The sequence below is a fragment of the Salinibacterium sp. G-O1 genome (assembly GCF_030063305.1).
Classification (GTDB): Bacteria; Actinomycetota; Actinomycetes; order Actinomycetales; family Microbacteriaceae; genus Rhodoglobus.
The window spans coordinates 1,001,779-1,024,812 of sequence record NZ_JASISV010000002.1; the positions used below are offsets into that span (position 1 = coordinate 1,001,779).

21 protein-coding genes are annotated in these 23,034 nt (G+C 65.9%); 17 read left to right on the forward strand and 4 right to left on the reverse strand.

Annotated elements, in window-relative coordinates; translation table 11 throughout:
• The first annotated feature begins 156 nt into the window (after positions 1-156).
• Together QMG83_RS11285 and QMG83_RS11290 are read left to right on the forward strand one after the other, a co-directional pair.
• Complete coding sequence (locus QMG83_RS11285) at positions 157-933, forward strand: FAD binding domain-containing protein (protein ID WP_283505453.1); 777 nt, start codon at positions 157-159, stop codon at positions 931-933.
• On the forward strand, positions 930-3,554 hold the full coding sequence (locus QMG83_RS11290; RefSeq protein WP_283505454.1) for a molybdopterin-dependent oxidoreductase: 2,625 nt from the start codon (positions 930-932) through the stop codon (positions 3,552-3,554). The genes QMG83_RS11285 and QMG83_RS11290 overlap by 4 nt, the downstream gene beginning before the upstream one ends.
• 123 nt (positions 3,555-3,677) lie before the next feature.
• Here the strand turns inward: QMG83_RS11290 and QMG83_RS11295 are convergent, their stop codons facing one another.
• Both QMG83_RS11295 and QMG83_RS11300 read right to left on the reverse strand, forming a co-directional pair.
• Positions 3,678-4,601, reverse strand: a complete 924-nt coding sequence (locus QMG83_RS11295) for an XdhC family protein (RefSeq protein WP_283505455.1) — start codon at positions 4,599-4,601, stop codon at positions 3,678-3,680.
• Positions 4,602-4,635: 34 nt separating this feature from the next.
• A complete protein-coding gene (locus tag QMG83_RS11300) occupies positions 4,636-5,460 on the reverse strand; it encodes an SDR family NAD(P)-dependent oxidoreductase (RefSeq protein WP_283505456.1) in 825 nt (274 codons plus the stop codon).
• 129 nt (positions 5,461-5,589) lie between these two features.
• On the opposite strand from QMG83_RS11300, the gene QMG83_RS11305 reads away from it, so the two are divergent.
• A complete protein-coding gene (locus tag QMG83_RS11305) occupies positions 5,590-6,876 on the forward strand; it encodes an amidohydrolase family protein (protein WP_283505457.1) in 1,287 nt (428 codons plus the stop codon).
• On the opposite strand, the gene QMG83_RS11310 is transcribed toward QMG83_RS11305, so the two are convergent.
• The gene (locus QMG83_RS11310; RefSeq protein ID WP_283505458.1) at positions 6,873-7,796 is read right to left on the reverse strand and encodes a PDR/VanB family oxidoreductase; all 924 of its coding nucleotides are present in this window, start codon (positions 7,794-7,796) and stop codon (positions 6,873-6,875) included. The genes QMG83_RS11305 and QMG83_RS11310 overlap by 4 nt on opposite strands.
• 323 nt (positions 7,797-8,119) lie before the next feature.
• Here QMG83_RS11310 and QMG83_RS11315 point away from each other — a divergent pair, with 323 nt between their 5' ends.
• From QMG83_RS11315 to mmuM, 10 genes are all read left to right on the forward strand, one after another.
• Positions 8,120-9,373, forward strand: coding sequence for an amidohydrolase family protein (locus QMG83_RS11315; protein ID WP_283505459.1), 1,254 nt, complete (start codon positions 8,120-8,122; stop codon positions 9,371-9,373).
• 13 nt (positions 9,374-9,386) lie between these two features.
• Entirely contained in the window at positions 9,387-10,169 is a 783-nt protein-coding gene (locus tag QMG83_RS11320) for an ABC transporter ATP-binding protein (RefSeq protein ID WP_283505460.1), read from the forward strand.
• Positions 10,166-11,005 carry an ABC transporter permease gene (locus QMG83_RS11325; RefSeq protein ID WP_283505461.1) on the forward strand — a complete coding sequence of 280 codons (840 nt, stop codon included), beginning with the start codon at positions 10,166-10,168 and terminating at the stop codon, positions 11,003-11,005. Before QMG83_RS11320 ends, QMG83_RS11325 begins: the two co-directional genes overlap by 4 nt.
• A 67-nt stretch (positions 11,006-11,072) precedes the next feature.
• Positions 11,073-12,254, forward strand: coding sequence for an ABC transporter substrate-binding protein (locus tag QMG83_RS11330; protein ID WP_283505462.1), 1,182 nt, complete (start codon positions 11,073-11,075; stop codon positions 12,252-12,254).
• Positions 12,255-12,295: 41 nt separating this feature from the next.
• On the forward strand, positions 12,296-13,042 hold the full coding sequence (locus tag QMG83_RS11335) for an SDR family NAD(P)-dependent oxidoreductase (RefSeq protein ID WP_283505463.1): 747 nt from the start codon (positions 12,296-12,298) through the stop codon (positions 13,040-13,042).
• Positions 13,043-13,080: 38 nt separating this feature from the next.
• Positions 13,081-14,394 (forward strand): FAD-binding oxidoreductase, encoded by a 1,314-nt coding sequence (locus QMG83_RS11340; RefSeq protein ID WP_283505464.1) that lies wholly within the window; start codon positions 13,081-13,083, stop codon positions 14,392-14,394.
• Complete coding sequence (locus QMG83_RS11345) at positions 14,391-15,161, forward strand: creatininase family protein (RefSeq protein WP_283505465.1); 771 nt, start codon at positions 14,391-14,393, stop codon at positions 15,159-15,161. The genes QMG83_RS11340 and QMG83_RS11345 overlap by 4 nt, the downstream gene beginning before the upstream one ends.
• Positions 15,158-15,703 (forward strand): pyridoxine/pyridoxamine 5'-phosphate oxidase, encoded by a 546-nt coding sequence (locus QMG83_RS11350; protein ID WP_283505466.1) that lies wholly within the window; start codon positions 15,158-15,160, stop codon positions 15,701-15,703. The genes QMG83_RS11345 and QMG83_RS11350 overlap by 4 nt, the downstream gene beginning before the upstream one ends.
• A 248-nt stretch (positions 15,704-15,951) precedes the next feature.
• Entirely contained in the window at positions 15,952-17,583 is a 1,632-nt protein-coding gene (locus tag QMG83_RS11355) for an ABC-F family ATP-binding cassette domain-containing protein (RefSeq protein WP_283505467.1), read from the forward strand.
• A gap of 17 nt (positions 17,584-17,600) precedes the next feature.
• Positions 17,601-18,506: a homocysteine S-methyltransferase gene (mmuM, locus tag QMG83_RS11360; protein ID WP_283505468.1), complete on the forward strand. Its 906-nt coding sequence runs from the start codon at positions 17,601-17,603 to the stop codon at positions 18,504-18,506.
• A gap of 18 nt (positions 18,507-18,524) precedes the next feature.
• On the opposite strand, the gene QMG83_RS11365 is transcribed toward mmuM, so the two are convergent.
• A complete protein-coding gene (locus QMG83_RS11365; RefSeq protein WP_283505469.1) occupies positions 18,525-19,541 on the reverse strand; it encodes a methylenetetrahydrofolate reductase C-terminal domain-containing protein in 1,017 nt (338 codons plus the stop codon).
• Positions 19,542-19,611: 70 nt separating this feature from the next.
• Here QMG83_RS11365 and allB point away from each other — a divergent pair, with 70 nt between their 5' ends.
• The 4 genes from allB to QMG83_RS11385 are packed head-to-tail and all read left to right on the forward strand — an operon-like array spanning position 19,612 to position 23,026.
• Positions 19,612-20,928: an allantoinase AllB gene (gene allB, locus QMG83_RS11370; protein ID WP_283505470.1), complete on the forward strand. Its 1,317-nt coding sequence runs from the start codon at positions 19,612-19,614 to the stop codon at positions 20,926-20,928.
• Between the two features lie 39 nt (positions 20,929-20,967).
• Positions 20,968-21,861, forward strand: coding sequence for a factor-independent urate hydroxylase (gene pucL, locus QMG83_RS11375; protein WP_283505471.1), 894 nt, complete (start codon positions 20,968-20,970; stop codon positions 21,859-21,861).
• The gene (locus QMG83_RS11380) at positions 21,858-22,352 is read left to right on the forward strand and encodes a nucleoside deaminase (protein ID WP_283505472.1); all 495 of its coding nucleotides are present in this window, start codon (positions 21,858-21,860) and stop codon (positions 22,350-22,352) included. The genes pucL and QMG83_RS11380 overlap by 4 nt, the downstream gene beginning before the upstream one ends.
• 35 nt (positions 22,353-22,387) lie before the next feature.
• The gene (locus tag QMG83_RS11385) at positions 22,388-23,026 is read left to right on the forward strand and encodes a DUF1294 domain-containing protein (protein WP_283505473.1); all 639 of its coding nucleotides are present in this window, start codon (positions 22,388-22,390) and stop codon (positions 23,024-23,026) included.
• Positions 23,027-23,034 lie beyond the last annotated feature (8 nt).

Here is a 23,034-nt window from a genome sequence, read left to right on the forward strand (position 1 = left end):
CCCACCCCTTCGGAAATTCAGGAAATCGCGGCTGCGCCGCCCCGTTTTATCCACTGCGACGGCGCGTCGGACCGCGTTTCCTGAATTTCCGAAGGGCGGGCTGGGGAAACGGCGTGTTACACGCGCGTCACAACAATGCGGTTGACTCAGGAGATCATGGATCTGATCGACGTAGAACACGTGCGGGTGGCACACACCCGCGCCGAGACGGCCCTCGCCCCGGGCGAACGCGCCATGGGCGGTGGCACCTGGCTCTACTCGGAGCCGCAGCCGGGGTTGACCGGCATCGTCGATCTCGCAGGCATGGGTTGGGAACCGGTCGTTCGCACCGCGGAGACGATCACGATTGCGGCGACGTGCACCATCGAAACGCTGCGGAGGCTGCCCGAGCCGCTCTTCGAGCAGTGCGCAGACTCGCTTCTCGCATCGTGGAAGATCTTGTCGATCGCCACCGTCGGAGGCAACATTGCGCTCGCACTGCCCGCCGGACCCATGACCTCGCTTGCCGCCTCCCTCGATGGCATCGCCGTTATCTGGACGGTCGACGGCGGCGAGCGCCGCGTGCCCGTCGCCGATTTCGTGACGGGGGTCACCACCACAGCGCTCGGTGCCGGCGAGATCCTGCGCTCCATCGAGCTGCCCATCGCTTCACTGCACCGCACCGCATTCCGTCGCATCTCCCGCTCCCCGATGGGCCGCACCGGCACTCTCGTGATCGGGCGAGTGGATGCCTCGGGCGAGACGGTCTTCACCGTGACGGGTGGCACGCCCCGACCACGGCAGCTCAGGTTCGACGGTGCTCCCAGCGCCGCGGATTTGGCATCCGGTGTCGATTCGATCGCCGACTGGTACGACGACCCGCACGGCGCCCCGGACTGGCGCCGCGCGATGAGCATGCTCTTCGTCGAGCAGATCCGGCAGGAGCTGTCATGAGGTTCACCATCAATGGCGACGCCGTCAAGGTCGAGGCCAGGCCGGGTCAGGTGCTGCGCACCCTCCTGCGTGAACTCGACCACGTGGAGGTCAAGAAGGGCTGCGACGCCGGTGACTGCGGCGCCTGCACGGTGCTGCTCGATGGCGGTGCGGTGCACTCGTGCCTCGTCCCGGTCCACCGGCTCGATGGCGCGCACGTCACGACGGTGTCGGGGCTCGGAACTGTCGAGAACCCCCATCCGATGCAGCGGTCGTTTGTGGAGGCCGGTGGCTTCCAGTGCGGGTTCTGCACGGCCGGGCTGGTGGTCACGGCATCGACCTTCACCGAGGCCGATCACGACGATCTTCCGCGGCTGTTGAAGGGCAACCTCTGCCGCTGCACCGGCTATCGAGCGATCCATGACGCGATCACCGGTGTGTCGAACACGACCACCGCGGCCGCCGGTGACGCCGCCGGTATCTCGATCGCTCCCCCGGCCGCCCTGCGCGTGGTGACGGGGACCGAGCCGTACACACTTGATCTGAAGACGACCGGGCTTCTGCACCTTGCCGTGCTGGGTAGCCCCTACGCTCACGCGCGGATCGTCTCGATCGACTCGAGCGCGGCCGAGGCAATCGACGGAGTGCGCGCCGTTCTCACCCACCACGACTCCCCCGGCGTCCACTTCTCGACGGCCAGGCACGAAGATCGCAACGATGACCCGGATGATTCGCTCGTGTTCGACACGGTCGTGAGGTTCCGCGGCCAGCGGGTGGCGGCCGTGATCGCGGACACTGTGCGCATCGCGGAACGTGCGCTCAGCGCCATCCGCGTGGAGTACGAGGTGCTGCCTGCCGTCTTCGATCCGCGGGAGGCCCGCAAGCCGGGCGCGCCGCTCGTGCACGGCGACAAGGGGCCCGAGTCGCGCATCGCCGCCCCCGATCGCAACACCGTGGCCGAGTTTCACGGTGAACTCGGCGATGTGGATGCCGCTGTCGCGAGGTCCGCGGCGAGCGTCAGCGGAACCTGGACCACGCAGCGCGTCAACCATGTCGCCCTCGAGACTCACGCGTCGCGCGGCTGGATCGACGGTGACGGCCGGCTGGTGCTGCGCACCTCGAGCCAGGTTCCGTTCCTGGTGCGTGACGAGTTGTGCCATATCTTCGGGCTGGAACCCGAAAAGGTGCGGGTGTTCACCGCCAGGGTTGGCGGCGGTTTCGGCGGCAAGCAGGAGCTGCTCACCGAAGATCTCGTGACCCTCGCCGTCATGAAAACCGGCAGCGCCGTGCAATACGAGTTCACCCGCGAGGACGAGTTCACGATAGCTCCGACGCGGCATCCGATGCAGGTATCGGTCACTGTTGCCGCATCATCCGACGGCGTGCTTACGGCGCTGGCCGTCGACCAGCTGATGGATACCGGTGCGTACGGCAACCACGGGGTCGGTGTGATGTTCCACTCCATCCACGAGTCGATACAGGTCTACCGTTGCGCCAACAAGCGAGTGGATGCGCAGTCGGTGTATACCAACAACCTTCCCTCTGGCGCGTTCCGCGGGTATGGCCTCGGGCAGGTCATCTATGCGATCGAGTCCGCCCTCGATGAGCTGGCGCGCAAGCTCGGCATCGATGCCTTCGAACTGCGCCGCCGCAACGTGATCGTGCCCGGCGACAATTTCGTGGTCACTGACGCCGAAGCGCAGAGTGACCTGTCGATGGCGAGCTATGGGCTCGACCAGTGCCTCGACCTCGCCGAGGCGGCCCTCGACCACGGTCTCACCGGCCCGGAAGGCTGGCCGGTTGGCACGGGGATGGCCCTCGCGATGATCGCGACCATTGCCCCTCGCGGCCACTATGCGACGGCAACGGTCTCGGTGCTGGATGACGGCGCCGGCGTGGCCACGGATGCGGTCTTCGAGATCGCGGTCGGCACCGCCGAGTTTGGCAACGGCACCACCACGGTGCACACCCAGCTTGTCGCGACGGCACTCGGCACCACGGTCGACCGCATCCGGATTCGCCAGTCAGACACAGACGCCACCAGCTACGACACGGGAGCGTTCGGGTCGGCCGGGGTGGTCGTCGCGGGTAAGGCGCTGCTGGCAGCCGCCGAGCAGTTGCGCGACCTCATCGCCTCCCACGGACTCACCGCCGGGCTCTCCGCCACCGCCGAGCACGACGGAACGCCCCGCAGCGTGTCGTTCAACGTGCACGCCTTCAGGGTTGCCGTGAACACCGCGACCGGCGAGGTGCAGATCCTGCAGTCGATCCAGGCCGCCGATGCCGGTGTGGTGCTCAACCCCGAGCAGCTCAGGGGCCAGATCGAGGGCGGCACGGCCCAGGCCATCGGCACGGCGCTGTTCGAGGAGGTGCTGCTCGACGGCGAGGGCCGTGTCACCACGACCGCTCTGCGCAATTACCACATCCCCCGGTTTGCCGACCTCCCGGTAACCGAGGTGCTGTTCGCCAACACCCACGACCCGCTGGGGCCGCTCGGCGCCAAGTCGATGAGTGAGGCTCCGTACAACCCGGTCGCTCCCGCGCTCGCCAACGCGATCAGGGACGCGATGGGGGTACGCAGCTTCGAGCTGCCGATGTCACGCGATCGGCTGTGGCGGCTGGCATCCACGCAACCCTCCTAGCGGGCGCCGAGATTGCTCACTTTGTCGCTATCCGAAAGTTCTTAGCGGCAGTTTGCGCAAAGTCGGCGGACCGGACCGGGCCGGCGGGCCGGGTCGGGGGCGCCGGGCCGAGGGCGCCTAACGTCAGGCGGTGACCCTGCGTGACACGGTGTGGATGGCGCCGGTCGTAACTGCCAGCGGGAGCGCCGTGCTGTCGGTGCGAGCGGCGAGCACCTCGGCGAGGACAGACAGGGCTGTCTCCCCCGGCGTGCTGGCACCGAGGTCGAGACCGATCGGTGAGTGCAGGCGCAGCATCGCCGACTCCGTCACTCCCCGTTCGAGCAGCGAGGCGACCCTGCGATCGTGGGTGTTGCGCGATCCCATCGCCCCCACGTACGCGACCGGGAGTTCGAGCGCCATGGCCACAAGCTCGGCGTCGAACCTCGCGTCGTGGCTGAGGATGCAGATCACGGTCTGCTCGTCGACGTCGGTGGCCGCGAGGTAGTCGGTGGGCCACGAGACCACGACCTCGGCCGTCGGGAACCGGGCGGATGTCGCGAACAGCGGCCGCGGATCGCACACCGTGACGCGATAGCCGAGTGCCGCCGCGGCGGGGGCCAGGGCTGCTGAGAACTCCATCGCGCCGAAGATGATCATCCGCCGCTGGATCGGAGGGTGCTCTACAAAAACCTCGACGTCGTCGCCCTCGCAGATGATGCTCGTGATGGGCGAGCGGTCGCGCAGCGCAGCCACGATCGCGGGGGTGACGGCCTGGACGTGGATGCGCAGTTGGCCGCCGCACGTGAGACCGACGTTGAAGGCGGTCTCGTCACTGACCCCGAACTCGACGGTGCGTGCCACGCCATCCTGAAGCACGAGGTCGCACGTTTCGACGACGGATCCCTCAACACAGCCACCCGCGATACTTCCGATCACGGTCTCGCCGTCGAACGCCATCGATGAACCGGTGGTTCGCGGAGCGCTGCCATCGATCGAGATCGCCGTCGCTACCGCGAGCGTGCGCCCAGCATCCACCGCCTCGAGGATGCGTTCAGCGATGTCGAACATGCGTCCAGAATCGCACATTCGCGTTTCATCGGCGTTACGAAATGCCCACCATGGCGGCACTGGCGTCCCACAGCCGGCTCGACAGCCCGGCCTCGTAGGCCTGCGCGTTGGCCTTGGCCACCCGACGCTTGCTGAAGTATTCGCCCAGCGGCCAGTGAGTGTCAGGGTGCGACGACGCGAGCCACACCAGGGTGTCAGCGCCGGTCTCGGCCGTGCCGAGGAACCGGCTCAGCACTGTGCGATACACGAATCGCAGCACACTCGAACTCTCTGCGGCGAAGTTCGTGGCGATCACACCGGGGTGGAATGAGGCCGAGCGAATTCCGTGGGCGCGGAACCTGGCATCCAGTTCCTTCGCGAACAGGATGTTGGCCAGCTTCGCATCGCCGTATGCCTTGTTCGGCGAGTACTTCCTGGCGTTCTGGATGTCGTCGACATCGATCTTGCCGTAGAGAATGTTCGCGATGCTCGCGGTGCCGATGACGGTCGCGCCGCTCTCGACCAGTCGCGTCATGAGCAGGTTGGTGAGCAGGAACGGCGCCAGGTGGTTGACCTGCATGGTCTTCTCAAACCCGTCGACGGTGAGCTCGCGCGCTGCCATGATCCCGCCGGCGTTGTTCGCAAGCACATCGATCCGCGGGTAGGTGGCGAGCAGTGTTGCCGCGAGCTCGCGCACGTCATCCAGCCGTGCGAAGTCGGCGAGGTGGTACGGAGCACCCAGCTCATCAGCTATCGCCTTCGTCTTCTGCGGCGAGCGCCCGACGAGCACGATGGTGTCGCCGTTGCCAGACAGCGCTCTGGCCGCTGCGGCCCCGATGCCATCGCTTGCGCCGGTGATGATGATGGTCCTGCCGGTCATGCACGTGCTCCTGTCGTAACCAGTCTTCAGCGTAAGCGGTTGCGCCCGGCCCACCTGACAGCCGGCAGTGGAGCGTCACATGCCTGATTCGTCATATGCGCGACACATCGCGGTGCTAGAAACGACTCCATGCTCACCATCTCGAACGCAACAGCGATCGTCATCGACCAATCCACCGAGTCCGCGGGCGATCTTCACTTCGCTGATGCTCCGGATGACGCCATCGACGCCACCGACTGCGTTGTCACCCCTGGTCTCGTGAACGCCCACCATCACCTGATGCAGAGCGCGTTTCGCACGCTCCCCGAAACCCGGGGCGTGCCGATGTCACACTGGCTGCCGACGATGGCTGCGGCCTACGCCAGGGTCGGGGTGGATGCCGGGCTGGCATCCGCCGCGGCATCCGTTGGCATCGCGGAGGGTCTGCTCAACGGTGTCACGACGGTCGCCGACCATCACCTCAGCTGGCCGAGCGGAGTCGACACGGTCGCCATCGCGATGGCGGTCGCGGATTCCGCCAGCACCCTGGGCGGTCGACTTGTGTTCGTGCGCGGCGCGGCCCGCGCCGACCCGCAGGAGGCAGCGGCTTCGGCGGAGGCGATCGTCCAGGCGCTGCTTCCCGGCGCCGCCGGACGGCCCGCCGCGGGCGGAGTGAGCGACGACGGCATGCTGCAGCTCGCCGTGGGTCCGGCCGGTGCACACAGTGACCCGAGAGAAACGTTTGAGCTTCTCGGCGAGGTCGCGGCGAAACACGGGCTGCGCCGGCGCACGCAGGCCAACGAGCAGGTGGATGTCGCGATCGCGCTGGAAAAGTACGGAACGCGACCCATCGACCTGCTGGAGGAGTGGGGCTGGCTCGCCGACGATGTCACCCTCGCTCACCTCTGCGACGTGACCGCCGACGAGATCAGGCGGCTCGCTGCATCCGGGATCACGGCGACCCACGCCCCGGGGTGCGATCTGCCCATGGGGTGGGGAATCGCTCCCGTCGCAGCGCTCCAGGCCGCCGGGGTGGTTGTCGGTCTCGGCACCAGTGGTGGCGGCAGCAACGACGCGGGCCATCTGCTCGCCGATGCCAGACTCGCCATGCAGGTCGCCCCGCTGGTGGGACCAGCCGTGCCGGCGCGGACGGTTCTCGGGATGGCGACCGCCGGTTCCTCTGCTGGGTTGGGCCGCCCCGAGCTGGGACACCTGCGCCAGGGCTCGGCCACCGACCTGTGCGTGTGGGACATATCGGGGGTTGCCGACGCTGGAGTCGCCGACCCGGTGGCGGGGCTGCTGTGGGCGAATCCGGGCCGACGCCCGAAACACGTGGTGGTTGCGGGCCGGGTCGTCGTGCGCGACTACCGGCTGGTTGCCGCCGACGAACTCGACCTCGTTGCGAATCTCAACCGACGACTGGCGCACCCACGTTAGAGCTCGAGCGTGAGTTTGGGTCCGGCCGAACGTGACACGCAGACGTACATCACGTCGTTGGCGGCCTGCTCATCGGGGGTGAGTATCGAGTCGCGGTGGTCGATCTCGCCATCCATGACGCGCACCTCACAGGTGCCACAGGTGCCTTCGCGGCAGCTCGACAGCACGAGCACTCCGGCCTCCTCAACGACGTCCAGGATGCTGCGCTCGGGTGGCACCGTCAACTCGAGACCTGAGAAGGCGAGTTCGACCTCGAACGGCTCGGCGAGCATGGGCTCGCCCATGTCTTTGGGCTCGAACCGCTCGATCTTCAGCTGCCGACCGGTCGCCGCGATCTCCACCGCCTCGATGAGGCGCGACGGACCGCAACAATACGTGGTCGTAAACGGCGGGAGATCGGTGAACAGCCCGGAAAGGTCAAGACGGTCACCCTCGTCGGCGGCGTGGATCGTCACGTTGTTCGGGAATTTCTCAAGCAGCTCGTCGACCAGCGCCATCGTCGACCGCGACCGTCCCGCATATTCGAGCCTGAAGTCGACTCCCACAGCGGCCGCTGACGCAACCATTGCCGAGATCGGGGTGATTCCGATGCCGCCGGCGATGAACAGGTAGCGGGTGCCCCGCTCCGGCACGAACTCAAAGTGGTTGCGCGGTCCGGCCACCCGAACCGTTGCTCCGACCACCAGTGAATCATGCACCCAGAGCGAGCCTCCGCGTCCGTCAGGTTCGCGCAACACCCCGATACGCCAGGTGTTGCTGTCCGATATTCCGCACAGGGAATATTGGCGAGAATCTCCATCCGGAAGCAGCACATCGATGTGCGCGCCGGGCTGCCATCGTGGCAAGGACAGCCCGGAAACCGATTCCAGATCGATCAATTCGATCTCGGCCGCGCCCCGAGTGCGTGCGACTACGACCATGTCGAAAGCTGAATCATCAAGTGCGTTCATGATTGGCGCGGGTTCTCCTGGACGACGAACAGCCGGTCGCCCGGGTAATCGGGCGCACACCACCGATGTGGGGTGTCGCCACCGTAATAGAGCGAATCGCCTTGGCGCAAAACGGAGGATCGCGATGGAACGACTGCAAGCCCGTCGAGTTAACACATGGAAATGGCCACGTCACACGATTGAAATGTGGCGACCGTAGATTCGCCTCTGTTGAGCAGATCAACATTCACGTGCAGCCAACCCGACGGTGTGGAGGGTGCACATTCGCCCGCATTCCCCGGAGACGACACCCCGTGACCACACTGCCTCGCCAGCTGTCCGTGCTGAGGAATGCCACGCTCCCCGATGGTTGCCTCGTTGATGTCGAGCTCATCGAAGATGTGGTTCGCACCGTTCGGCCAGCATCGGACTCCCCGTTGGTCGACGACTACGGCACCCTCGACCTCACCGGGTTCATGCTTCTTCCCGCACCGGCGGAACCACATGCTCACCTCGACAAGGCGCTCTCGTGGGATCTCATCAATCCTCCGGCCGGCGATCTTGGTCGCGCGATCGAATCATGGCGCGCCTACTCCACCGTGATGACGGTGCAGAGCATCGCCGACCGGGCACGCGAGCAGGCGCTCACGATGTTGCGCAATGGAACCACCGCGGTGCGTTGCCACGTCGACATGCTCGTCGGGCCTGAGCCGCTGCGAGGCGTTGAGGCCCTGGTGCAGGTTCGGCGCGAACTGGCTGGCCTCATGGACATCGAGCTCGTCGCGCTTGCAGGCTCAGACGCTTCGGATGCCACGGTCGAAGCCGCCCTCGACCTCGGTGTTGACCTCGTCGGCGGTGCCCCGCATCTCGCGCCATCGCCGGGCGAAGACCTCCGGCGTCTGCTCGCGATCGCCGAGCGTCGCGGAGTCGGCGTCGACCTGCACACCGACGAGGGGCTCACCGGAGACCCGACGATCATCGAGTTCGCGAGGATCGTGCGCAACTGGACGGTTCCCGTTAGCGCAGGGCACTGTGTACGGCTCGGCACCCTTGAGGCTGCACAACTCGATGAGGTCATCACCGAGATCCTGGCCAGTGACATCGGCATCATCAGCCTTCCCATCACGAACCTCTACCTTCAGGGCTGGGACCACCCGGTCTCGACGCCCCGCGGAATCACCGCCCTGCGCAGCCTGCTCGACGCGGGTGTGCGGGTCGGGGCGGGAGCAGACAACGTACGCGACCCGTTCAACCCGGTCGGCCGAAGCGACGCGCTTGAGACTGCGTCCCTTCTGGTCACTGCGGCGCACCTGTCGCTCGATGAGGCATACGCCGCCGTCTCGACCGGTGCACGGTCTGTCATGTCTTTGCCCAGGGCCGGCGTGAGTGTCGGCTCCCGTGCAGAGCTCATCGCCGTGCGCGGATCGACGATGTCTGAGGTCATCGCGACGGCCTCCCCCGACCGGTTCGTCATTCACGCCGGTCGTCTCGTGTCGCAATCACGGGTGCATTACGACGTGGCACCGGCCAACATCCCCGCGCTCGAACTACTCACAACATCGAATTGAGGTGACAACGCACATGTCTTCAGCAACCATGATTGCCCGCGACACGAGGTCAACGTCCGAATCGACAACGCTTCTCGACTTTCGCGACGTGGCAATGACATTCCCGGATGGCACGGTGGCGCTTTCTGGCGTCGACCTCACCGTCAAGCGCGGAGAGTTCGTCACGGTCGTCGGCCCCTCAGGTTGTGGCAAGTCAACCCTGCTGCGCATCGCTTCGGGCCTGGAGAAGTCCTCTCACGGCACCGTCGACCTCGCGACAGACCGCATCGGCTACGTGTTCCAAGATGCAACGCTGCTGCCATGGCGTTCGGTGCAGGCCAACGTCGAACTGCTCGCCGAACTGCATGGCACGCCCAAGGCCGCTCGCGCAGCCAAGGCGAAAGAAGCCATCGACCTCGTCGGCCTGACCGGTTTCGAGAAACACCTACCCAAAGCGCTCTCGGGCGGGATGAAGATGCGCACCTCGCTCGCTCGCTCACTCACCCTTGACCCCGAAATCTTCCTCTTCGACGAACCGTTCGGCGCGCTCGACGAGATCACCCGCGAGCGGCTGAACGACGAGTTGCTGAGGCTGTTCGCCGAGAAGCAGTTCGCCGGGCTGTTCATCACCCACTCGGTGTCTGAGGCGGTCTACCTCTCAACCAAGGTGATCGTCATGTCGGGTCGCCCCGGAAAGATCGTCGGCAGCTTCGATGTGCCCTTCGACCTGCCGCGCGACCCCGAAATTCGTTTCACCCCCGAATTCGCCGCACTCGTCGGCGAGGTTTCACACGCACTCAGGGAGGCGCACTCGTGACCGACGACGTGACAGGCACAACGTCCATTGCTGTGCGCCGAACGCGCAGCACCAACGGAGGGGCGAAGTTCGGCGTGTGGGCTCCCCCCATCCTCGTTGCCATTGTCGTGATCGCTGTCTGGTATCTGATCAGCTCAATGCTGGGTAAGAAGAACTTCCTGCTGCCGCCGCCACACGAGGTGGTAGCCAAGGGTTTCCTCAACCCGGAGACGGCGTCCGATATCGTCACCGCCCTCGGTCGTTCCGCCCTCGTTGCGCTGGTGGGCCTGGCCATCGCCATCGTGATCGGCGTCGTGTGGGCCATCGCCATGTCGCAGGCGAAGTGGATCGAGCGCTCGCTCTTCCCCTACGCGGTCATCCTGCAGACCATCCCGATCCTCGCCCTCGTGCCGCTCATCGGCTTCTGGTTCGGTTTCGAGTTCTTCTCCCGAGTGGTCGTCTGCGTCATGATCGCGCTCTTCCCGATGGTGTCGAACACTCTCTTTGGCCTGCAGTCGGTGGCGCTGTCGCAGCGTGAACTCTTCAAACTCCAGCACGCCTCCCGCTGGACAATCCTCACCAAGCTCGACCTCCCGACCGCACTTCCCGCCATCTTCGCCGGAATGCGCATCTCGGCGGGCCTTGCCGTGGTGGGCGCCATCGTTGGTGACTTCTTCTTCCGCCGCGGCACTCCCGGTATTGGGGCGCTGCTGAACAACTACACCTCGAGGCTGCAGGGCGCCGAATTGCTCGCGGCAATCATCGCCGCATCCCTTTTCGGGGTCGCGATCTTCGCGGTCTTCGGCCTGCTCGGCAAGCTCGCCGTCGGCCGCTGGTACGACTTCGGCCAGAAGTAGCCGACTCACCCTGTCTAACCCGTTCACCCTGCACCCAACACAGCAGCAACAACTGAAGGAGACGAACATGCACATCACCCGTTCCCGCACCACATTGGCCGCGGCCATGACGGTAGCCACCGTCGTGACGCTCAGCGCCTGCAGCGCCGGCACCCAGAGCGGCGATGCCCCCGTCACCGATCTCGCCATTGGCTCGGTCAACCTCGCTGCGGCAGGATGCCCGGCCAACATCGTGATCCAGACAGACTGGAACCCCGAGGCTGAACACGCTCACCTCTATGAGTTGCTTGGCGCCGACTACACCGTTAACTCCGACCAGAAGTCGGTCTCCGGCCCCCTGATGGCCACGGGAGAGTACACCGGAGTGAACGTGGAGGTGCGGTCGGGCGGACCCGCCATCGGATACGCCACGGTCACCAGCCAGATGTACTCGGATGACGACATCACCCTGGGATACGTCAGCACCGATGAGGCAATCCAGTTGTCGGCAGACTTCCCGACCGTGGGAGTGTTCGCCCCGCTCGACAAGACCCCGCAGATGCTCATGTGGGATCCGTCCACCTACCCGGACGTGACCGACATCGCGAGCCTCGGCACCGCACTTGCGGGCGACGGCGGAGTGGTTCGCTACTTCGGCGGCGCTGCATACATGGAATACCTGATGAGCGATGGCCAGCTCGACGCGAGCGTCGTCGACGGAAGCTACGACGGCAGCCCCGCGAACTTCGTGGCAGCAGGCGGTAAGGATGCACAGCAGGGCTTCGGTTCCGCCGAGCCGTACGTCTACCTGAACGATGTCGCCGACTGGTCCAAGCCAGTCGCCTACGACTACATCTCCGCCGCTGGCTGGGACATCTACTCCTCCGCTGTCTCGGTCCGTGCCGCAGACTTCGAGGAGATGACGCCGTGCCTCACCGCACTGGTGCCAGTGCTGCAGCAGGCCGAGGTCGACTACTTCACAGACCCCACCGCGACCAACGCACTCGTTCTCGACCTCGTCGACCAGTTCGACACCGGATGGGTCTACTCGCAGGGCGTTGCTGATTACTCGGTCACCACCATGATCGACGATGGGTTGGTCGGAAACGGCCCGAACGACACGCTCGGAGACTTCGACGAGACCCGCATGTCGGACTTTCTCGAACTCGCGATCCCGGTGTTTGAGGGGATCGGCAATGTTCCGGCTGCTGGTCTGGTCGCCACAGATATCTACACCAACGAGTTCATCGACCCGGCGATCGGCCTCTAGGCCCCGAGCCTCGATCTGAGAACCGAATGATGACCCCGCCAGTGACCCCCACACAGCGCCTCAGCGGCAAACGTGTCATCGTCACTGGCGGGGCTCGCGGTATCGGTGGCGAAATCGCCAGCCGCTTCGCCGGCGAAGGCGCCACCGTCGCCATCCTCGACAGGCTGGTGGACGACGGCACCACACGTGCCGCCTCAATCGGCGGAACTTTTCACGGGATCGACCTGCTCGACCCCGTCGCCACAGCGGCCGTGACACAGTCGGCCATCACCGCGCTGGGCGGCGTCGATGTGCTCGTCAACAGCGCAGGCATCCTGCGCTTCACACCGCTGCTCGACCTGACCGTGCAGGACTGGAACGAGACCTTCTCGATCAACACCAGGGCGATGCTGACCACCATGCAGGTGTGCGTCCGCTCGATGATCGCCGCCGGTCACGGTGGCAAGATCGTCAACCTGGCGAGCATGGCCGCCAAGAAGGGTGGCGCCGGTGAGGGCGCGTATCCGGCATCGAAAGCAGCAGTCGTCGGGCTGACCCGGCAGGCTGCACTCGAATGGGGCTGCCACGGGATCACGGCAAACTCGCTGTGCCCCGGTTACATCCTGACCGACATGGGCGCGGCGACCCGCACCCAGGACGACATCGACACCTGGTCAACATATTCACCACTGGGTCGACTCGGGCAGGCACAGGATGTCGCAGCCGTCGCACTTTTTCTCGCGTCATCCGACGCCGACTATCTCACCGGCCAGGCGGTCAACGTCACCGGCGGGATGGTCATGCACTGAATCTCCCCCTCGTACCAAAAGGAACACAGGACCCACCGATGACCTCCCACGCCGAACTTCACGTCGAACTTCTCGATCTTCTGGGCGAGAAGGGTGTGAGCGTCGAACTCGCCGCCCGCGAGCGCGCCTCCATCGACGGCTCGCGCATGTCGCCGGTGATCAGCGAATTGCTGCCGCTCGGACTCGCCGACCTCGTTGCGTACCCGGCGAGCGCCGACGAGATCGCGGCAACGATCGCCGCCTCCGTGCGCCACGGTGTGCCCATCACCCCTCGCGGAAAGGGCACAGGAAACTACGGCCAGGCGATCCCAATGTCTGGCGGGCTCGTGCTCGACATGAGCCGCGCTCGCGCCATCGTCGAGGTCGGCGATGGTTTCATCACCGCGGAGGCCGGCGCAACCATGGTGTCGCTCGAGCTCGCAGCGAACAAGGCCGGCCAGCAAATTCTGATGTACCCGTCGACCGCACAATCGTCGCTCGGCGGCTTCATCTCGGGCGGTTCAGGCGGCACGGGGTCGATAAAGCACGGGATGCTGCACCACGGCTTCGTGCGTGCTCTCGACGTCGTGCACGCCATGCCGGACGCCGAGCTGCTACACGTCGACGGCCAAGCCGCCGAGCCGTACATCCACAACTACGGAACCGCCGGGATCATCGCGCGCGCCACCGTCGCACTTGAGCCGCTGCAGGAATGGCAGGGATTCTTCGCCAGCTTCGACACTTTCGAGCAGGCACTGTCGGTAATCCGTCCGTTCGCCGACCTCGAGCCGACACCGCGGCTGGTGTCTGCAGACATGGCCACTCTGGCCAACGCGCTTCCGGCCGATCCCGGGATCCCCACTGACCGGGCGTCGCTGCGGGCAATCCTGGATGTGGCATCCATCGATGCCGCCCGAAAACTCGTCGAAGATGCGGGGGGACGCGTCGACGACGTTCGCGAAGGCGCGCAGACGTCGATGAAGATCAGCATGATGAGCTACAACCACCCGATCGAATGGCTTCAGAAGTCCTACCCCAACACTTACTTCCACGTGGAGGTCGCTGGCGACGCCCTGATCGACCGCATCGACGAAGTGCACGCCGTGTACCCGGGAGGAATGCTGCACATCGAAGCGCAGAAGGGTCGCCCGATCGGCATGCTCGCCGGTGAATACCGCTCGGCCGATGAGGTCGTGGCGGGGTTCGAACGGCTCACCGCTCTCGGCGTCGGATTTCACAATCCGCACCAGTGGAACGTCGACTACGAGCCTGAGCGCACAGCGCAGACTGCGGCATTCACGGACCCGGATGGTCTGCTCAATCCCGGAAAGCTTCAGGCGAAGCCACTCGTCTCGACCGGGAGCCAGGCATGAGCGCGCGCGAACTCGCGGAGCTCTCGGGCCCGGCTGCGGCATCCATTCTCACGGCAGATTCGATCATCGTGCTGCCCACCGGCGCCATCGAGCATCATGGGCCGCACCTGCCGCTCGCCACCGACCTGATCATGGCCGACCTCCTATCGTCGAAGGTGGTGGATGCGGCAGTCGCCTCCGGCCTCGACGTCTGGAGGCTCGCGCCCCTCGCCTACACGAAGTCGAACGAACACCACTGGGCCGTCGGCACCGTGTGGATTAGCTGGGACACCATGATGCGAACCCTGCTTGACATCGGCGAGTCGATCGCGGCCACCCCGGCAAAGACCCTTGTGTTCTACAACGGGCACGGCGGAAACACGGCCCTGCTGATGGTGGCGCTGCGCGAACTGCACATCAAGTACGGGCTGCGCACCTTCCTCATGGGCGCCGCGGTGGCCGCGGGCGACGGCGTCAACGGACCAGACGAGCGCGGCTTCGGCATCCACGGCGGTCACGCGGAGACGTCTATCGTGATGGCGCTCCGGCCGGAACTGGTCGACCTTTCGCTCGCGGAACGCTGGGTTCCTGACCAACTCGCCGACTTCAAGCACATCAAATTCAATGGGGGCGCGGTCGCTTTCGGCTGGGCCTCGGACGACTTCGGGCCATCGGGAGTCATCGGAGACGCCACGGGCGCCAACGCGGCCTGGGGCGCCGAGCTGGTGGAGCGCTCCATCGACAAGGGAGTCGCCGAGCTTTCCGAGATCGCCAGGTTCAACAAGTGACATTTCCGCTACTCGACGAGTGGCTGCCGGCGAACGAAAGTCCGGAGCGCCCGCAGATGATCCTGTCTACGGTTTCTGCGGCAGGATCACCGGATGCGCGCACCGTACTGCTGAGCGAATTCGACGATCAGGGTCTCTACTTCCACACCGACTCGCGATCGCGGAAGGTTGCGGACATTTCGGCGAATCCCGCCGTGGCGCTCACCTTCCTCTGGCCCGGATTCACGCGGCAGCTTGTCGTGCAGGGCGTGGCCGAGGTTGCCCCGCCGCTTGAGCTCGCCGCGGCGTTTGCGGCCCGCTCCCCCTACCTGAAACAGCTCGCGTGGCTGAACTCGCGCGAGTTCGCCCAACTTCCCCTGGACGAGCGACGCGCGCAATGGGCATCCTTCGAGCTGCCCGACACGCCGCCGACCACCTGGATCGGGTTCGTCGTGAAGCCCTCGCGCCTCACGTTCTGGAGCAGCGATCCCGAGACCGCCTCCCGTCGCGAGGAGTTCACGCTCGTCGACGGGAGCTGGGTGTCGAGTTACCTCGCCGGCTGACAGCTAGCCACTCCCGGTTCATAACTCCTGCACATCGGCATCCCGAGCATCGCCAGTGCCCGGATTTCCGGGGTTGCGTGTCGGAGCGCACCCCAAACTGCAGGAGTCCTGAACATCGCGGGCGCGGCCCCGGGTCGACAAGCCGGGCTTGGCCACGTAAGCTAACGCAGTGAACTTGTGACTCCTGCCATTCCCGCGTCCGTGGCTAAGCCCGGCGGGATTCGTTCACACGAACAGGACTTCAAACCGTGTCATCCAAAACCGTCATCGCGCTGCGCGCCCGTGACATCTCCCATGCCTACGGCGACCATGCCGTGCTCTCCGACATCAATGTGACGGCGAGCGCCGGCCAGCGCATCGGCCTTCTGGGCGAGAACGGAGCCGGCAAGTCAACACTGCTGCGCATCCTCGCCGGCGTCGAGCGTGCCGATAAAGGCACGCTGGTGCGCCCGAGGCGCACCGGGCTGCTCGAGCAGGAAGTGCGGATCAATCCCGCCAAACCGCTCTCGGCGATCATCGAATCGGGCATCAGCTACTTCAGGGGCATCGAGTCCAGGCTGCAGGATGCCGCGGCAGCGATGACCACGGATCCCACCGCAGAGGCGCGCTACGCCGAGACACTCCAGCTCGCGGATGCGACGGAAGTCTGGGCCATCGACAGGCGCCGCGACGAGTTGCTCACCGGCCTTGGGGTTGCCGGCATCCCGCTCGACACCCCCATCGGGGATGTCTCGGGCGGTCAACGATCCAGGTTCGCCCTCGCCGCACTGCTGCTGGGCAAGCCGACGGCCGTGCTGCTGGACGAACCGACGAACCACCTCGACGACACGACCGTGACCTTCCTCGAGCAGACCCTCATCGAGTGGAAGGGTGTCGTCATTTTCGCCTGTCACGACCGGGCGTTCCTCGACGAGGTCGCGACAGACCTCATCGACATCGATTCGTCGAAGAAGGGCGCCACCCGGTTCGGCGGCACCTCGCGCGGCGGGACGTTCACCGCCTACCTCGCGCAGAAGGCCGCGGACCGCCGTCGGTGGGAAGCACAGTTCGCCAACGACGAGGCCGAGCTCACCGCGCTCGAGGAGGTCGTGGCCGTCAGCGGGATGGCCTCCACTCACACCCGCGGCGCCCGCGACAACGACAAGCTCGCCTCCAAATTCAAGGGCGGCAAGGTCGAGAAGCAGGTGGCTCAGCGGCTGCGTGACGCCCGCGGCCGCATCCACGAGCTGGAGGAGTCTCGCGTCGAGGAGCCTCCGGAGCGTCTGACCTTTGCCGGAATAGCAACCGACGGGACCTCCGAGGACGAGACCGAACCCCTGCTCGAAGTGCACGACGTGCGCGTGGGCTCCCGGTTGGCGATCGACTCGCTGTCGATCCACCCGCAGGAGCGGTTACTCGTGCTCGGCCCCAACGGCGCGGGCAAGTCGACCCTCCTGGGTTTGCTCGCCGGTCGTATTCGCCCTGACTCCGGCCAGCTCACCCGCCGCGAGGGCACCCGGTTCGCGCTGCTGGAACAGGATGTGCGCTGGAGCGACCCGCGCGTGACCCCGCGTGCCCTGTACATGCGCTACCTCGGTGACGAGCGGGCGGAATCCACCCCACTGTCGGCGCTGGGCCTGCTCAGTGAGCGCGAACTCGACCGCCCGGTTGGCGTGCTCTCCATCGGCCAGCAGCGCCGGACGGCCCTGGCCCTGATCATCGCCAGGCCGCCCCACCTGCTGCTGCTGGACGAACCCACCAACCACCTCTCGTTGACGCTGGCGACCGAGCTTGAGGATGCGCTCGGAACCTTCCCCGGCGCCGTAGTGGTCGCCAGTCACGATCGCTGGCTGCGTCGACGCTGGAAAGCCCCGGTGCTGCACCTGCGCAAGCCCGAATGACCTGACAGGATTCAGGGGTGATCCTCCACCGCCCTTTCACCGTTCTTGACGGCGGGCTGTCGACGGTGCTGGATGCCCAGGGATTCGATCTGCGGCATCCCCTGTGGACCGGCCGACTCATCACCGAGTCGCCGGAGGCGCTCATCGAGGCCCACCTCTCGTACCTAAACGCCGGTGCCGAGGTGATCATCACGGCGAGCTACCAGGCGAGCGTCGCCGGCCCCGAGGCAATGGGGCTCACCCGATCTGCGGCAGAGGACGCACTGGTCTCGACCACGATGCTGGCCCAGGAGGCCGTGCGCCGGCACGGTTCCCCCGCCCTCGTCGCGGCGTCCGTGGGTCCTTACGGCGCTACCCTCGCGGACGGCTCCGAGTACCGCGGCGACTATGACATCGACGCGGCGGAGCTGCGCGACTTCCACCTGCGCCGTCTGGAGCTTCTCGTCGAATCGACTCCGGACCTGCTGGCCGTTGAGACTATTCCGAGCATCGTCGAGGCGCGGGCCATCGCGGCCGCGATCGCCGCGGTCGCGTCGGTGCCGTCCTGGGTGGCCTTCGTCTGCCGGGATGACAAGCACACGGCCGGGGGCGACCGCATCGAGGACGCCGTGGCCGTGGCCGCCGGGATCCCGGGCATCATGGCCGTGGGGGTCAACTGCACAGACCCCCGTCTCATCGGGCCGCTGCTCGAACGCGCGGCGACAGTCACCGAGCTTCCCCTGGTCGCGTACGCGAACGGCGGACAGTCATGGAGCGCGGCCGACGCGCATTGGGAGGGTGAGTCTATTCCTGCCGATGATCCCGCGATGGTGGCGCGGTGGGTCGCTGCGGGTGCCCGGCTGATCGGTGGATGCTGCGGCTCCGGCCCCACGCAGATCGCTGGGCTGCGCGCCCAGCGTGACGCTATCGCGCCCTCGCCCTGATCGCGTGCGCGCCGAGTGTCACGCCAACTCTCGCGACGTCCGAGCCAGCGCCTCCGCGAACCACGCAGAGCGGCCAGGGGTCGCGCCACCGGACAGGTTGATGCCAGCCACCCCATCGATCTGAAGCAGCTCGCGACTGAGCTCGACGGCAGCGGCGATGCCCTCGCTGAAGGGGTCTGGCGCGCCGAGGATCCGGTCGAGGTAGCCGTCGGGCAGCACCATGGTCGTGAAGGTTTTCAGCAGCTCGGCGCTTCCCCTGTCAACGATTAAGGGCACGCACGGGATGTACGCCATCTCGACCCCCATTACCGTCGACCTGGCGATGAAGTCGGCCACGGGCGCAGCCCCGCCGCTGTGATTGACGAAGCACACCTCCGCACCTGCCCGCGTCTTCTCCAGCAGCCGCTCCGGCCGGCGCTCGGTGGGCGGGGTCGCCGGCGCTTCGGCCACCGAGACCAGATGCCCGAACGACCGGGCGAGGGATGCCGCCTGGGTCGAGTCGAGGTCGAACACCGGTGCGGCATCCGGTCGCTGCCCGGTTGCGGTGTGATCGCCCGTCACACAATGCACTCCTGCCACTCCCGCATGCTGGAGCGCGGCAAGCTCGCCTTCCATCGCGACCCGGTTGCGGTCACGGCAGTTGAATCCGGACCAGACCTGCAGCCCGGCGGCCATCACGAGGGCGGCGCGATACGCCGGCGGGAACTGCACCCTTGCGTTGCCAGCATCCCCCGCGAGCACCACATCCACCGAATCGCGCATGATCCCTGCGCACTCGGCGATGGATTCAGCATCGATCGCCTGCGCGGGAAAGTCTGCCACCACGATGGGCCTGGAGCGCATGAGTTCCCTCATCACGACCGCACCGGCCGAGGGCCGGGCCGATGATTGTTGCGCCAACCCTGGCCACCGCACAGTCGGGAGGTCGAGAAACACACAGGGGTGCGGGGATACCTCGCAACTGCCGTCGAATTCCACCCCGCCACAGGGGCCGAATTGCATGTGTTTCGGGCATTCGATCGTCGGCTCGGGCATGGCTGATTCTACCGGCGCGCGCAGAAGCGGCCGTGCCTGCCCGGGTTCGTGTGCCCGGGATAATGGACGGATGGCACCGAGGTTCGAGTTGGTTATCAGGGCAGCGTCAGCACTCATCGATGGACAATTCCGTCCGGCCGAGATCGGGGTCGACGCCGGCATCATCGCCGCAATCTCTGACGGGCAGCTCGACGGCGAGCGCTGCATCACGCTCGCCGCGGATGAGGTGCTGATCCCCGGGCTCGTCGACACCCACGTGCACGTCAACGAACCTGGCCGCACCGAATGGGAGGGCTTCACGAGCGCCACCATCGCGGCGGCAGCCGGCGGTGTCACCACCATCATCGACATGCCGCTGAACAGCATTCCCGCGACCACCACGCCTGCCGCGCTCGAGGCCAAGCGTGCTGTCGCCACAGTGAGCGTCGACACCGGATTCTGGGGCGGCGCAGTGCCCGACAACCTTGGCTCCCTGAAATCACTTCATGACGCCGGTGTCTTCGGATTCAAGGCGTTCCTGGCCCCTTCGGGAGTCGACGAGTTCGAGCATCTCGACGATGAACAGCTCTCGCGGGCTCTCGACGAGATTGCCGCCCTGAGCAGCGTGCTCATCGTGCATGCCGAAGACCCCACGGTGCTCGACGCCCACGCGAACACGGGTGGCGCCAGTTACCACGCCTTCGTCGAATCACGTCCCGACGAAGCAGAGACGACCGCCATCGAGAGGGTCATCGCCGGGGTTCGCCGTTCGGGGGCCCGAGCGCACATCCTGCACCTGTCGTCAGCGGCCGCGCTGCCAGCGCTGAGGTCAGCACGCGCCGAAGGTCTTCCGATCACCGTCGAAACATGCCCGCACTACCTCACGATCGTCGAGGAGGCCATCCCCGACGGCGCAACACAGTTCAAGTGCTGCCCACCGATCCGTGATGCAACCAATCGCGACGCCCTCTGGCAGGCGCTGACTGACGGCGACATCGACATCGTTGTCACCGACCACTCCCCCAGCACGGCTGAGCTCAAATTCGCTGGCGACGGGGACTTCGGGCAGGCCTGGGGCGGCATCGCTGGCCTTCAGCTGGGGCTCTCGGCGGTGTGGACCGAGGCGTCGCGCCGGGGCATCCCCCTCGAGAAAGTCGTGGGGTGGATGTCGCGGGGTCCGGCCGACTTCGTCGGTCTCGGCCGCAAGGGCCGACTCGAGGTCGGGGCAGACGCCGACCTCGTCGCCTTCGCACCGGATGCCACCTTTACCGTCGACGCACAGCAGCTGCTGCACAAGAACCCCGTCAGCGCGTACGACGGCCGTGCACTGCGCGGCGTGGTGCGACGCGCCTGGCTGCGCGGTGCAGCCATCGGCAGCGAACCGCACGGGCAATTGCTGTCACGCTGACGAAACACACCAGCAACACCACTCTGAGAGAATCCGGGTATGGCAATAATCCTGGGTGAACAGCAATACGGTAAGGCCGAATCCCGCGTCGTCCGTATCTACCGCGACGGCGCTCGTCACGAGATTCACGACCTCAACGTATCGACAGCAATGCGTGGCCCCTTCGATCCCGCGCACCTCCTCGGGGACCAGTCGAACGTGCTGCCCACAGACACCCAGAAGAACACGGCGTTCGCCTTTGCGAAGTCGCACGGCGTCGAGTCGATCGAGAGGTACGGTCTCGAGCTCGCCCGACACTTCGTGCGCGACGTTGAACCAGTCGACGGCGCGCGCATCGAGATCGAGGAGTACGCGTGGGAACGCGCCGTGGTCGACGGAGTTCCCCACGACCACACGTGGATGCGTGCGGGCCGCGAAACCCGCACCGCCGCCGTTACCGTCGATGCCACGGGCGAGTACGTGATCGGTGGATTCAAAGATCTGGTCATCCTGAAATCAACCGGCAGCGAGTTCGCTGGGTTCCTCAAAGACGAATACACGACCCTGCAGGAGACCAAAGACCGTGTGATGGCCACATCACTCATGGCGAAATGGCGATTCGACTCAAGCGATATCGACTGGAACGACGTTTACCCTCGCGTGAAGGCGATCATGGTGCGTGAATTCGCGACGCTGCAGTCGCTCGCGCTGCAGCAGACGCTGTGGCACATGGGAAGGGCCGTCATCGAAGAGATTCCCTCCATCGTTGAGGTTCGCCTGACCGCGCCGAACAAGCATCACTTCGTGGTCGATCTCGCGCCGTTCGGGCTCGAGAACCCCGGCGAGGTGTTCATCGCGGCAGACCGGCCTTACGGCCTGATCGAGGCGCAGGTGCTCCAGGATGACGCGGCGCCAGCGCACGATGCGTGGCGTGCATCGGCAGGGCTGGCATGACCGCGCGGCCCGCAGACGCCCACCCCACTGACGCCCAGTGGCTCGAGCGCACCATCGAACTCGCGACCAGCAATGTTCGCTCCGGCGGAGGTCCGTTCGGCGCATTAATTGTTCGCGACGGTGAACTCATCGCCGAGGGCCAGAATCGTGTGACAGCTAACCTCGATCCCACCGCGCATGCCGAAGTGGTGGCCATTCGTGCCGCCTGCCAGGCGGTCGGCGACTTTTCGCTCGCGGGAGCCACGCTGTACACATCCTGCGAGCCGTGTCCGTTGTGTTTGTCCGCCGTGTTGTGGGCGAGGGTCGATCGGGTCGTGTACGCGGCCGACCGACATGATGCGGCCGAAGGTGGGTTTGACGATCGAGAATTCTACGAACTCTTCGCCAGCGATCGCTCCACCTGGCACCTGCCAGTCGAATCGGTGCGGCCCGAGAACGCGAGCGCTCCGTTCGATGCGTGGCTCGCCCATGAGCACCGCACCGACTACTGAACTTTTCTGCCTGAAGGAGAAGCTAGGGTCGAAGGATGACCGCCGCAGTCGGGTTCCGTGACGGAATCCTCACCATCTGGAAAGACGATCGCGGCTTCGGCTTCATTGAACCCGCCGACGGCGGCGCGCGGATCTTCGTCCACATCCGGGATTTCGCTCATGGACTTCCTCGCCCGGTCGTGGGCGACCCCGTACGATTCAGAACCGAGATCGACTCCAACGGAAAGCCGAAGGCGGTAACCGTCTCACCGCCCGGAATGACCGCGTTTTCGGCGCCCATCCCGCGGGTCAGATTGCGAGCATCCGACCTCCTGGGCTGGCTCGCCGTCATCGCCTTCCCCCTGCTCCTCGTCGCGCTCACCGTCTTCGCCGGTCTGGGTATCTGGGTAGGGATCTCGTATGCCGTGCTCAGCATCGTATGTTTCACCGCATACGCGTTCGATAAGTCGGCCGCTGCCACGGGCCAGTGGCGCATCTCCGAGGCTCGGCTTCTGCTCCTCGGGTTACTCGGTGGCTGGCCAGGAGCTGTGGTCGCCCAGCGCGTGCTGCGTCACAAGAACCGTAAGAAAGAATTCATCTCGATCTTTTGGGTGACGGCCGCGGTCAACGTTCTCGCCCTGCTGGTGTTCGGCTGGCCGCCGCTCACCCAGGCGTTCGTCGACCTGGCGTCGTAGCGAGCGTT